Genomic DNA, 12,721 nt, shown 5'->3' on the forward strand with positions numbered 1-12,721 from the left:
CTTACCTTAAACAGGAGGAATATTGTTTCATTTAAACAGGAAATCATGATATCGAACCGTCACCTCGTTTTCATGGAAGTAGCCCAGCAGAAAAGCTTCTCCAAGGCCAGCCAGGCGCTTTTTATCTCGCAGCCTGCGGTTAGTGTGCATATCAAAGGACTGGAAGAGCATTATAAAACGAAGTTGTTCGAGAGAAAAGGATTGCAGATAGAGCTGACGGAAGCCGGCCAGTTGCTCTATAACCGCTTGCTCACCGTGCTGCATATACAGCAGGAAACGGAGTTCGATATTTCGGTGATCCACGACCAGCAACAGGCTACAGGCGTACTGAACCTGGGAGCCAGTACCACGGCTGCTTTATATATCCTGCCTAAGGTAATGTCGGCGTTTCACCGCGAATATCCCCTGGTTAATATCACCCTGCTGAACCGCAACAGTGAAATTGTATTACAGGCATTGCTGGATAAAGAAATTAACATTGGCGTAACAGAAGAGAAAGGACAGTTGAGCAATATCACTTACCAGTCATTTCTGAAAGACCAGATCGTGGCAGTATGCAGCAAACATAATCCCCTGGCCAGGAAAAAACCTTACCAGCCTAAAGATCTGCTGCAAATGCCGGTAGCGATACGGGAACGAGGCAGTGGTACGCTGGAAGCCATTAAACAGGGTTTGCAACGCAACAAGATCAGGCTAAACGACTTGCAGATAAAAGTAAGGTTGGGTGGTACGGAAGCGCTGAAAAATTTCCTGCTCGAATCCAACTGTGTAGGATTCTTATCTACCCGGTCTATCGCCAAAGAATTGCAGCATGGAGAGCTGACAATATTGTCATTCGACAATTTACGTATAGAACGTAATTTTTATTTCATACAAAGGAAGGGAGAAACCAGCGAATTGAATAAAAGATTCATCAAAATGGCCAAATCCATTTATAATTATTAATTATAGGTTATAAGATTATTATATAGCCATAATTATAAGGTAAGGCCTACTTTTGAATGACACAAAAATGCCGGTTTATGAACATGCTTTTTTATTATGACGAGTTATACCATGCAGCCGTCGAACGAATCAATAAGTTAGTTGACCTTTCTGTAGCCCAGAAGAACATTTTATTACAACGTTTGCAACAAACGCCATTCCTGTCCACTACCACAGAGGACATTGAACTGGTTACCAATAAGATCCTTCACTCCCTTGGCGCCGTTCTTTGCCCAGAAGCATATGCTGACTATGCGGGCAACGGCAAACTCCTGGAAATGGAGATGCTCGACAACGGCGAGTAATTTCATGCAGAGGGGGTTTCACGCAAAGAAGCTAAGGAGCAAAGAAGCATAAGAGGTTTTGACCGAAGCGAATTTTAAGAAAGCAAAGGAGTTGACGATAATGTTATATAACACAATCGTCAACTCCTTTGCTTTCTTATTTTCCTTAAAATAATATCTTATGCTTCTTTGCTCCTTAGCTTCTTTGCGTGAAACTACCTGCAAATGTTGATGTTCGGCGGTTGGCCTGCCTTTCCTGCGAGGTAGCAACGGATAATATACCGTTATACAGGTGGGTTAACAACATTTTCTTTTTATAATAATCCTGCAACCAGGGCGGCAGCCAGCGTATTGCCCAGGTTCACCATATTATTACCTATCCATTGCTTTCTTTCAAGTGTAGCGCCAAGCAACGAATCAACGATGTTTCCTATAAAACCGGCGAGCACGATGATCAGGCAATTGAACCCAAAGCCATATAACAAGCCATATAATAATGCAATAACACCCGCGCCTAACAATCCTATCAGGGTACCTTCCCAACTGATCACGCCATCCAGGCCCCTGGCCTCCTTTTTAAATGTCAGGATATTGAAGGTATGTTTACCATAGATCATCCCTAACTCCGACGATAAGGTATCGGCAGTAGCGGCAGCCAGGCTGGCGGCCATCATTAATATATAGTGGTCGGCCTTGCCGGGATTCAGCCAGGCCAGAGCAGCCATAAACCCCGCCACGCCCCCGTTGGCCAATACCTGTTCAGGGGTTCTTTCTTCCGATCCGGCATTCTTTTCTTCTTTCTTATACCTGGTTGCCAGTACCCCCAGTATAAAGAAAGCGCCCAGTAACACCACCCCTCCCGGCCCGGCGCCGAGTAACAAAAGCAATGCAACCAGCCCCCCTGTTAAGGAAGCCCGCACCGTGAGCTTACCTGTTTTAACAGCCAGGATCATGGCCAGTATAATAATTCCAAGAAATAAAAACGTTGTAATAGAGATCTGCATACCGGGGCGTAAAGCTATATAAAACGTGTTAAAATACGCAACCGATTTCAAAACCTTATCCATAAAAAAACGCGCAAAAGGAAAATCCATTTGCGCGCTCCCGTTTAGGCATTTAAACGTTCCCTACTTAGTTGGCAAGTCCGTAAACCAGGAGACTTCTCCTGCGGGGGTAACTTTAAGGACTACTGGTCGGCCTTTCTTATCTGCCACTTCTATAAAATAATTGTCCGCATCCTCGAACTGTACACCATACAATATCATATCGGTTTCGTTTGACTCATTGTCGTCATAAAAAATAACCGGAGCATCCTGATAATTCGTATAGTGTTTCATGATTTCCTGCTGGGCAGACATGGGTAGACTGGCAAATGAAGAAGGAGTTGATGTTCCTACAAGTTGCCCGTTATAGTCATAAAACGCACTGATTTTGGTTCCTTTGGAATTGGTAAAAGTTGCCTTGTCGAAGTATAGATCACGTGACCATGTCACATCCGGCATATCACCAAAATCGCTCTGGAACTGGGCTTTTGATTGTTCGCTTACATCCGTGCCTTCCAGTTGCCGGACGGTGATCCGCTGTTCTTTACGTTCTTTCCTCATTTCCTTCCTGGCCTGTTTGCTGGCAAACTTGGGATCTGACTGGGCCTGCGCCGCTAAGACCGCTAAGAGCAACGTCATAGAGATCATAATCTTTTTCATAGTCAGTGTATTTTAAGTGGTGTGCATAAGCATAATACACTAACAAACGGGAAATACGCCCTGTTTTAAATTTTATGTTAAAAGAAACGGCTAGGGGATTCTGCCGCTTGTATCTATATCCAAGGCCGCGTCTGTATCCCTGAGGTTGGGTGACCGGCCCTCCGTCATCCACCTGGCAGGCGGCGCACCTTTCAGGTAGTGATCAAAGAACTGCCGCATGCGCAGGGTAAAATCATCGCCTTCTTTTCCCATCACTACATGACTGTTATTATTCCCATATTCCAGCAACCATATCTTCTTACCCAACCTTTTTCCCGCAAGAAAAAACTCCATAGCATTAAAAAAAGGTACGGTAAAATCCTTTGTTGTATGCATCAGGAGCAAAGGAGTAGTGAGCTGCGGCGCGCTGAATACGGCCGAATTACGGATATAGGTTTCCGGCAGGTCCCAAAGCGTTCCTCCCATCTGGTAAGGTCCTCCTTCTTCGAACTGGTATTGCTTTATCTCCCCGGTATTGATGCTGTTGTAACCGCTCACCATATCCGCCAGGCCCGACGCCGATACGGCCGCCGTAAACCTGGAAGAATGGGTTACAATATAATTGGTAGTAAACCCACTGAAACTGCATCCCTGGATTCCCAGCCTGAGGCTATCCACATAGGGCCTCGTTACCAGTACGTCGGCAGCCGACGAAATAGCTTCCAGGGCGCTTTTACCTGTTTCTCCCTTAAAAAAATAGATATCGGGAGTAAACACCAGGTATCCGTTGCTTACATACGTAGGAATATCGATAATACAACCGGCGCAGGCCTGGGGCGTGATATAGGCATGCAGGTTAGCAGAGGCTTTCCTGTAATGATAAAAGATCAAGGGGTATTTTTTCGTGGAGTCAAAATTTTCAGGTTTGTATAAGACGCCCTGCAATTCTATTCCCCTGGCGGTCTTCCAATTTACCAGTTCTGTAGTATACCAGTTATATTCCTTCTCCGGTGCATTGTTCGTCAGTTGCGTGAAATGTTTAAAGTCTTTTGTTACCAGGTAATTCGGCGCCGATGTGGCAGTGGCCCGGGTAAGCAGCCATACAGCGGCATGCTTTGCTTTCAGCGGTTTAGTGAAACCGCTGCTCAATCCTGCAAAACTAAGCGGCATTACAGGCACCCAATAAGTGCAGGGCTGCATGATAAGCATTTCCGGGTCGCCCGGCGCGAAAGCCGGTGATTTACGATAAAAACCATTTTCCTTGGTCAGGGTATTGAATGCCGAAAATACTATTTCCTTATTACCGTCGATCTTGCCCGGCATAGCATTAAACCCACCGCCTTCGCTAACCAGCGAGAAAATGATCTTATGCTTTCTTCCATAGCCATTGGTCACGCAAACCGGCTGCTGCCTGCCCGCCAGATCCAACTTCCAGATATCGTATTGATCGCAAACGTATACCGATTCATTATCTTCTCCCCAACTCACTATTCCCTGTATATAGTTCCAAAAATCGTAGTCTCCATTTTCCCGGGTTGTCCAGTTGTTGTTTATTCCTGCCGTGAGGTTCCTTTCCTCGTTCTTCTCCAGGTCATGTACCTGGTAATCCTTTCCATCAAAATACAACAGGTATTTAAGCCCCGGGGTAGTAATGTAACTATGCTTTCCGCGGTATATTTCAGTACCGTCGACGCTGGAAATAAGCCGGCTGCGGGTGAGCCCCGCCCGGAAAGGAGACAGGGAATCCTGTGTCAGCAAGGCATATTTATCTCCCCCATCTTCCAGCAATTCCAGCCTGCTTCCTTCTCCTCCACCCAACAGGGTTACCTGCCCCCCAGGAAGGGCAACCGACACGGTATAAGCCGACCTTGATCCAAAGTACTGCGCATCCCTGTTTGCAGGATCTTTATACGACCAGATATTCACATCTGCCAGCTCCAGCTTTTTGGTTGTATCTGCCTTCTCCAGGGTGAAAAAAAAGCGTTTGCCGTCTTTACTGAAGCGCAGGGGGAATGAAAACGCATAGTTCTTAATAATGCCGCCGGTACCGGGAAGTAAAGCAGCGGAACGGCGGTTTGCGCAGTCGTACACCGAAATTGCGTTATCCTTGCCCCATACATAGGCCAGTTGATTATTGACCGTATCTTCAGTTATGAATTTTACCGGGAGAAGAGATGCAATCGTTGCCAGCTCCCCGCTTTCAAGATCCGCTATCTTAATATCAAACTGTTCCCCGTCTTCCACCTTAACAACCAGGACTTTGATCTTTGGGAAGAAATGGTATCCCGCAATTTTACCAATACCCGCCAGGTGATGGAGCGAGCGTTCACCAAACCGCTTAAAATACAGACCGGCAGTATCCTGCTGGAAGAAGAGCCAGGATTTATTGTGGGAGTAAGACAGTACTTTAAACTGTTCCGTTTTGTTGTCTCCCGGTTTCACGAGGTTTAAAGTATCATGGCTTTTTACAAGAAAGAACTTATCATCAGCTACCGGTTCGCCCAGCATAACACCGGGAAACTCTTTGCTCCACTTGTTGCTGGCCGCCGCCAACCTGAAAGTATTTTCGTTGGTCAGCCGGTTAGCAAGGGTATAACTGACATACCTGCCATCGGCTGTAATATATGGATTCCAGAGCTCCGGCCATTTTTTATATGCTGAGGAATCGATGGGTTTCTTCTGGCCAACAACAGTTAAAGAAAAATACAGGACACAGGCATGTAGGAGAAGAGCTATTTTCATTTACCAGGTATTTAAGGGCATAGCCTGAAATTCAGGTAATTGAAAATAGCAACAGCTTATGCAGCGGAAATTCAGTTAAATATTTTTTCAGAATAGGAACCAGATCATGGCCACTGCTGCCGCAGTCATCAAAATAAAGGTAATTACCCCCAATATGTTGGAGAGCAGCGAATTCGTATGCTCTTTCATGATCTTCCTGTTATTGCCGATATGCAGGATGATGACGATCATAACAGGAGCAGTTATACCGTATAAAATCGCTGTGTACAGCAATGCCTGCATAGGGCTGATGCCAACCATTTCAAGACACAGACCCACGACCAGTGAAACAATGACAGACAGGTAAAAAGGTTTGGCCTGGGAGAATTTCTTGTCTAAACCTGCCGACCATCCAAAGGTTTCGGCAAGCATATACGACTGCGATCCTGCCAATACAGGTATGGCTAAGAGCCCGGTACCCAATACCCCTGTTGCAAAGATCAAGTAGGTCAGCTTACCTGCCAGGGGTTCCAATGCCTTCGCTGCTTCATCCACTGTATTGATCTCCCTGATGCCTGCAGGAAACAATACCGATCCCGTGGTGAGGATAATAAAGAACATCACCAGGTTAGAAAACAGCATACCGGTGTTTACATCCGTTTTCATGTCGTTCAGCAACTGTTTGTCTACCACGATGCCTCTATGTTCCTGGTCTTCGGCCTCCATGGTTGTTTGCCAGAAGAAGAGGTATGGAGAGATAGTAGTACCTAAAAGCGCCACGATGATTGAAAGGAAGTCTTTATTCCATCTGAACGTAGGAATAAAGGTGCGCCGGGCTACCTGCCCCCAGTTGAGATGCAACATAAACGGCACAATAATGTATAATAACAGGGAAATACAAAGCCATTTAAGGATCATCGATATCTTCCTGTAAGGGTATTGGATGATCACATACATTAAAATAGCAGTGATACTGATACAAAATATCCAGGTAGGGATACCGGGGAAGATCATATGGCATACGGCCCCCATTCCCTGTATATCGGCCCCTATATTGAGCGTAATAGCAGGAAAGCTGAATAGCAGCATGGTATACAATACCGGTTTGGAGTAATGCTTCCGGAGGGTAACGGTAAGACCTTCGCCGGTTACCAGTCCAATCCTGGCGCACATGCCCTGGATTGCAGCCATTAATGGAAAAGTTATGATAGCGGTCCACAACGTGGCGAGGCCAAATTGTGCGCCCGCCTGCGAGTAAGTGGCAATCCCGGAAGGATCGTCGTCGCTGGCCCCGGTGATCAAGCCGGGACCCAATTTTTTCAGGAATCCGCGCATAGCTTAAATTTAACTAATTTTCCTGTGGGATGATCAACTACTATACGCATTAACCGGGTTTAAGGTTTTAAACTGATGGCGGATATTTTGGTTGGTATCCAGATCTCCATCTCCCCTTTGCCCCGGTTAGCCCAGGAAAAATAAGGTATGGCGGTAACGGGTTGCTTTTCTGTGGTAACCGATTGTCCATCGGCCGACAGCTTTACGACAGGCACTTCTCCTTTCAGGGTCACTACCCCGTTTAACAGGTTATTGTCCATTTCGGCCTTCCACTTTGTTGGTTCGGGGACGATGATATTTTTTACCTGGCCGTTGTTGTCGGCATGTTCCAGGCAGTAAACCAGGGGACCGCGTTGCAGCGCTATCCTGTTCCTGTTTTCCTTAATTTTGTCTATAGCCGCTACTTTACGGACTTCCATTGGCAGATCCACGGTTAGCACATCCCCCTTCTTCCAGGTACGGTTAATAACCGCATAACCGTTATTCACCTGGTAGTCGACAGGCTGGCCGTTTATTTTGATAGTTGCTTTTACTTCCAGTTTATCTGTAAAATAATAGGCATCGCCGGGGGTAGCGGTATTCTGCGCCCAACCGGGGATGCGGATATGCAGCGGGATCTGCTGGCTGCGTTTAGGAGAAACGGTGATATTCACCGTTCCATCCCAGGGGTAGTTGGTTTGTTGCTGCAATTCTACTTCTCCATTCTTCAACTTTATCTTTGTCTTGCTGCCTATAAACAAATTTACCCACAGCTCTTTATCCGATTGCACATATACATAGTCGCCCACCGATGCTACTAACCTGGAAATATTGGCAGGGCAACAGGCGGTTCCGAACCACTCCTGCCGCTGATGCTGGCCACTGCTGGCAAGAGGGTTGCCGTAGAAGAAACGGTCTCCGCTCAGGGAAAGGCCATCTAACGCCCCGTTATATAAGCTCCGTTCCAGGACATCTATGTATTTAGCATCGCCAGTTAAGCGGTTCATGCGCTGGTTCCAGAACACCATCCCAACCGATGCGCAGGTTTCGCAGTAGGCGTGTTCGTTAGGCAGGTCGTAGTCATCCGTGAATCCTTCGTTATGGCCTGAGGAGCCGATGCCGCCTGTCAGGTACATATTCCTGTGCACAACATCTTCCCACACGGCTTCCATTGCTGTCATATAACCGCTGTCTTTCAACGCGGCGCCAACATCGGCCGCCCCGGTATAGAGGTACATAGCCCTCACGGCATGCCCGGTGATCTGTCGCTGATCCCTGACCGGCAAACTATCCTGGCAATAGGCGGAGTTGGTCCAGTTATCCCAGATCACGCCCTTACCGTAGCCATGGCCCCGTTGCTGCAGGAACCAGTCGGCCAGGTCGAGATACTTTTTATTATTGGTAGCTTTATAGAGTTTCACCAAAGCCAGTTCAATTTCTTCGTGCCCCGATACCCAGTGGCGGTTTGGTTCCCTGAAAGTTTTGTCGATATGATCGGCCAACTTCGTTGCCACGTTCAGCAATTTCGTTTTGCCGGTAGTGTTATAATAGGCCACTGCCGCTTCAAACAGGTGTCCTGCACAGTAATCTTCATGCTTTTCCATATCGGACCATCGTTTGTCGATGCCGTTAAGCGTGTAGTAAGTATTGAGGTATCCATCCGGCTGTTGGGCGGCAGCGATCTTATCTATCCATTCGTCCGCCTTCTGCTCCAGTTTCTCGTCGGGGTGGGTTTTAAGGCTGTAGGCGATGGCTTCCAATGCTTTGTAGACATCGGAGTCGTCGAAGTAGATGCCTTCATGTTTTTGGCCGCTATGGTTAGTTACTTTTTCGAAATTTCTTATACGCGGTGTTTTGACTTCGGTTTGGAAGATGCAGACGGGGATGGTTGTTTTGCTGATGGTTAGTTGGCGTGGGGACCAGAATTGGTCGGTGATAGCGACTTGGGAGAATGGGACGGGTTGGAGGAGTTGGGCGGTTGTTTGGAGGGAGGTGGCGAGGAGGGTGACGGTGAGGAGGTGTTTCATGGTGGAATTTTTGATGGAAGATAGGAAAATCAGTAGAAATCAACCAATTGATAGACATGTAATACTTTTTTCGCCGATATCAACGACCAACTTTAATCAATATCTATATCGGGATCGATCTACTACCAAGATTTAGCATACAGATTTAAGTCAAATTAACCATAGCTAACCGCTTTGTCTCCTGGCCAATCACAAAACCACTGCAATGTAGTAGCAAAGAAAAAATGGAATTTGTATAAATTGAAGCAATTGATATGAAACAGATATTTTCACTATTACTATTATTTCTATGTTGCACAGCATCTTCACAAAATTTAATATCCATACGAGGAGTAGTTTTTGATAGCTTGACACTTCTTCCTTTACAAGGATCATCTTTAAAGTACTTTGCTTCCGACGACTCAATTAAAGCAAAAACTATAAATAGTGATAACAACGGCGCTTTTCTGATTTCAAATATAAAATTTGAAAATATAACAATAGTGATAAGTTATTTAGGATATAAGCAACGAATTATTAGACTGCCCAAAAGTGATAAAAATTTATCACTGTCTATTGGTATGGAGAGTACAGGATTAAATTTGTCAGCCGTCGAGATCAGATCGACCAAACCAATTGTATCCTACTTGGGTGACACAATTCAATATGAGGCAACAATGGTAAAAGTCAATCCTGATGAAATGATTTCAGCGATACTAAAAAAAACTCCAGGCTTCGCGCTAAATAAAGATGGGATCGTTACCTACAATGGTGAACCCGTTAATAAAATTCTGCTTAATGGTCGAATATTCTTCGGAAACGATATAAAAAAAGCCTTAACGTTAATTCCAGCAGAACTAATTAACAAAATACAGGTTTATGACGCATACTCAGATCAATCGACTGCCTCTGGTGAAAGAAATATTAAAGAAAAAGTACTAAACATTACAGTAAAAGAAGACAGTAAAAATAAAATAACGGGTTTAGCAACATTAGGAGCCGGGTCCAGTAAAACCTATGCCTCTAAAGCGGTCCTGAATAAGTTTAATAACAGTGGTCAATATTCCTTTTTTGAAGAAGGAAACAACATGGGGGGATATTTGGATCCCTGGGGCGCGAATAGCTTGAAATCGGAGGCTTGGAACGCTGGGCTTAATTACTCGGGAGAACTAGGGAAAAAAATAGCTATTTCAGCAAACTATACTCTATATAAAGAGTCAAAACATACTAGTCAACAATTCAATAAAACGACCTTCTTAAGCGACACGACCATACAGTATAGTCAAAATCAAGTAACTATAAACAGCCAGGTATCCAACAATCTTCTAACACGAATCAACTATAATATTGACTCATCCAACTCAATTCTATTTGACAATTCGATTATCCTAGGGAAGTCAACCTCGAATACTCTGTCCGACTATTTCACAAAGGTAGATGATTCACTAATAAACATTGGGCAAAATAAAATAAATGATCAAAAAAGAATAACGTCTATAAACCAGTCCATTTATTACCAAAAGAAATTTAACGGCAACGGACATCAGTTATCTGTTTCAATAAATTTTTCCAGTATACATTCTCCGAGTCTGCAATACAATAATTCATTTAATAAATACAAAGAATCTGCTATAGAAGACAGCACAATATACTATGATCAAAAAAACAACCTATTCAGCAATATCTCAAACATGAGATTATCCATCTTTTACAACATACCTTTAACAGGCAAGTATAGTCTACAAATTAACAGTTCCACCTCTAAAGAAAAAACAAACAAAGATCAGGCTTACCACAACTTTGATAACACTTCGAAAGAATATAACATCCCAGACGACAGCCTTAGCAGTAAGATCACTAACTTCTTAAAAAAAAATTCGTTAAAAGTATCACTACAATATGAACATAAGAAGTTAAGATATTACCTAGCTATTGAATATGCAAACGTAAAGAACACATTAAATCTCAACAAAAACGTCAACTTTCCCAACATCAACACAAGAAAATTGCTGCCGTCCGCCTTTTTCAACTATAAGATAAAAGCTCTTTCCACTTTGCAACTCGCTTACAAAAGTCAAATAAAAGCACCTATTTTTTTCCAATTGTATACTCTACCGGACAACACAAATTCAACCATCAGAAGATACGGAAATGAATCACTCATACCAGAATTATCCCATAATATAGAATTCGTTTATAATAATGTATCTAAAAAGGAAAACAATACCTTTAGAGCGCAGCTTAATTATAACCTCACCCAAAATCATATCATCGAATCAATAAGCATTCTAAACGGAAATCAATTCATCACCTATGAAAATATAAATGGATTGAATGCCACTGAACTACTGATAAACAATTCCAGAATAGTTAATAATCATTTTAACTTTGAAACCGCTTTCAATATTAACTTAAGTAAGAACCCTTATACGACAGGTAATAATAAATATTATAGCAAGAACCAGTCATATACACCGAGCTTATCCTTCAACTATAAACTAAAAAACCTTCTTAGTGTTGGTTTTAGTAAGATATATTCATATACTGTAATTAAATATTCAAATGGTTTAGAAAGTCTAAAAATTAAAAATTTATCCATAGCTGGCTCGTTAAACCTGTACCTAACGAAAGATATTTTTTATAACGCAAATTATTCCTACTCCGCATCATATATTCAATCCGAAAAGCTGCAGGCATCGACATTGAACATGGATATCTCAAAATCATTCTTGAAAAGGAAGAACCTACTAATAAAGTTTCAAACATTTGACATGTTGAATACCAATAAAAATATTATACGAAACGTTGGGAACAATTATATTGAAAGTTATCAAATTGGCACTCTGGGAAGAGTGTATCTGCTCAGCGGTTCTTATATATTTAAATAATTCAGTATTTACATCCAATTCCTTTAAGCAGACTAATAGCAGTAGAGTTTCTTAATTTCAACTAAAGAAGATTTGGTAAATAAAAACACAGTGAATGGTCAAATACTTTTATTGTATCCTAACACGTAAAAACATTGCATTATGAAAAAGGAAAAAATTTATCTATTGGTCACACTTGTTGTTGCAATTATTGGTGCAGCGACAGCAAAAAAAACAAGAAGTTTGGCTAAAATAATCTTTACTGCCACCGGAAATCATTGTACCTTATCATCTTCCGGTGTCTTTTCTACGGTACCGACAGCTTACTGGATTCCGTCTCTGTCCTTTAGTACTGTACCGGGACCTTGCCTTATTACAACGAAGATAACTAAAATTGCCATAGAATAACAAACTAATCCAGCCAAGCCACCTGCCTTTTCAAAAATTTTAAATTCAATCTATTAGCTATGAAAGTAAAAATTCTTCTTGGTTTCATAATCATTTCTGCAATTACAAGTGCTGCTCTCGCAACTAAAATCAGGGTACGCGGCACCACAATATTTACAAGATTTATAGGACCTGCCTGCACTAACAGTTCTACCGGCGTATTTTCCACTGCGACATCGTTCTCCGTCCCTCTGATTTCCTTCAGTACGGTCTGGGGACTTTGTTCCTATACAACACGGTTAATTAAAATTGACCTTGAATAAAGACAATCTATTTAAATGCACTAATCGCTTCAAAAGAAATTCCCAAGCATTTTGAATTGAAAGCGAACTATTATTATGATTCAGTTGCTTTTAGCAGGCAATATCATTTGTATGATGAGGTAATACATACAGACCATTGTCGTTTCCTACAAA

Annotated in this window: 9 protein-coding genes; 4 read left to right on the forward strand and 5 right to left on the reverse strand. The window is 43.0% G+C overall.

Going from position 1 to position 12,721, the window contains the following annotated elements:
* The first annotated feature begins 45 nt into the window (after positions 1 to 45).
* Together BLV62_RS01370 and BLV62_RS01375 are read left to right on the forward strand one after the other, a co-directional pair.
* Complete coding sequence (locus tag BLV62_RS01370; protein ID WP_089757870.1) at positions 46 to 945, forward strand: LysR family transcriptional regulator; 900 nt, start codon at positions 46 to 48, stop codon at positions 943 to 945.
* A gap of 77 nt (positions 946 to 1,022) precedes the next feature.
* Positions 1,023 to 1,289: a hypothetical protein gene (locus BLV62_RS01375; RefSeq protein ID WP_089757872.1), complete on the forward strand. Its 267-nt coding sequence runs from the start codon at positions 1,023 to 1,025 to the stop codon at positions 1,287 to 1,289.
* Between the two features lie 293 nt (positions 1,290 to 1,582).
* On the opposite strand, the gene BLV62_RS01385 is transcribed toward BLV62_RS01375, so the two are convergent.
* From BLV62_RS01385 to BLV62_RS01405, 5 genes are all read right to left on the reverse strand, one after another.
* Positions 1,583 to 2,272, reverse strand: a complete 690-nt coding sequence (locus BLV62_RS01385; RefSeq protein ID WP_089758165.1) for a DUF92 domain-containing protein — start codon at positions 2,270 to 2,272, stop codon at positions 1,583 to 1,585.
* A gap of 123 nt (positions 2,273 to 2,395) precedes the next feature.
* Positions 2,396 to 2,950: a hypothetical protein gene (locus BLV62_RS01390; protein ID WP_139169876.1), complete on the reverse strand. Its 555-nt coding sequence runs from the start codon at positions 2,948 to 2,950 to the stop codon at positions 2,396 to 2,398.
* Between the two features lie 111 nt (positions 2,951 to 3,061).
* Positions 3,062 to 5,692, reverse strand: coding sequence for an alpha/beta hydrolase family protein (locus BLV62_RS01395; protein ID WP_089757878.1), 2,631 nt, complete (start codon positions 5,690 to 5,692; stop codon positions 3,062 to 3,064).
* 87 nt (positions 5,693 to 5,779) lie between these two features.
* Positions 5,780 to 7,006: an NRAMP family divalent metal transporter gene (locus tag BLV62_RS01400; RefSeq protein ID WP_089757880.1), complete on the reverse strand. Its 1,227-nt coding sequence runs from the start codon at positions 7,004 to 7,006 to the stop codon at positions 5,780 to 5,782.
* Between the two features lie 59 nt (positions 7,007 to 7,065).
* Positions 7,066 to 9,012, reverse strand: coding sequence for a glycoside hydrolase family 127 protein (locus tag BLV62_RS01405; protein WP_089757882.1), 1,947 nt, complete (start codon positions 9,010 to 9,012; stop codon positions 7,066 to 7,068).
* 254 nt (positions 9,013 to 9,266) lie between these two features.
* Between BLV62_RS01405 and BLV62_RS01410 the strand changes: the two genes are divergently transcribed.
* Together BLV62_RS01410 and BLV62_RS28040 are read left to right on the forward strand one after the other, a co-directional pair.
* Entirely contained in the window at positions 9,267 to 11,879 is a 2,613-nt protein-coding gene (locus BLV62_RS01410; RefSeq protein ID WP_089757884.1) for an outer membrane beta-barrel protein, read from the forward strand.
* 141 nt (positions 11,880 to 12,020) lie between these two features.
* On the forward strand, positions 12,021 to 12,266 hold the full coding sequence (locus BLV62_RS28040; protein ID WP_139169878.1) for a hypothetical protein: 246 nt from the start codon (positions 12,021 to 12,023) through the stop codon (positions 12,264 to 12,266).
* Positions 12,267 to 12,721 lie beyond the last annotated feature (455 nt).

It is taken from the genome of Chitinophaga terrae (ex Kim and Jung 2007) (assembly GCF_900107795.1).
Lineage (GTDB): Bacteria > Bacteroidota > Bacteroidia > Chitinophagales > Chitinophagaceae > Chitinophaga > Chitinophaga terrae.

What these genes read in the sequence shown, in the direction of transcription:
- BLV62_RS01370 (WP_089757870.1), top strand. Translation starts at nt 46, where the DNA reads ATGATATCGAACCGTCACCTCGTTTTCATGGAAGTAGCCCAGCAGAAA.
- BLV62_RS01375 (WP_089757872.1), top strand. Translation starts at nt 1,023, where the DNA reads ATGAACATGCTTTTTTATTATGACGAGTTATACCATGCAGCCGTCGAA.
- BLV62_RS01385 (WP_089758165.1), bottom strand. Translation starts at nt 2,272, where the DNA reads ATGCAGATCTCTATTACAACGTTTTTATTTCTTGGAATTATTATACTG.
- BLV62_RS01390 (WP_139169876.1), bottom strand. Translation starts at nt 2,950, where the DNA reads ATGACGTTGCTCTTAGCGGTCTTAGCGGCGCAGGCCCAGTCAGATCCC.
- BLV62_RS01395 (WP_089757878.1), bottom strand. Translation starts at nt 5,692, where the DNA reads ATGAAAATAGCTCTTCTCCTACATGCCTGTGTCCTGTATTTTTCTTTA.
- BLV62_RS01400 (WP_089757880.1), bottom strand. Translation starts at nt 7,006, where the DNA reads ATGCGCGGATTCCTGAAAAAATTGGGTCCCGGCTTGATCACCGGGGCC.
- BLV62_RS01405 (WP_089757882.1), bottom strand. Translation starts at nt 9,012, where the DNA reads ATGAAACACCTCCTCACCGTCACCCTCCTCGCCACCTCCCTCCAAACA.
- BLV62_RS01410 (WP_089757884.1), top strand. Translation starts at nt 9,267, where the DNA reads ATGAAACAGATATTTTCACTATTACTATTATTTCTATGTTGCACAGCA.
- BLV62_RS28040 (WP_139169878.1), top strand. Translation starts at nt 12,021, where the DNA reads ATGAAAAAGGAAAAAATTTATCTATTGGTCACACTTGTTGTTGCAATT.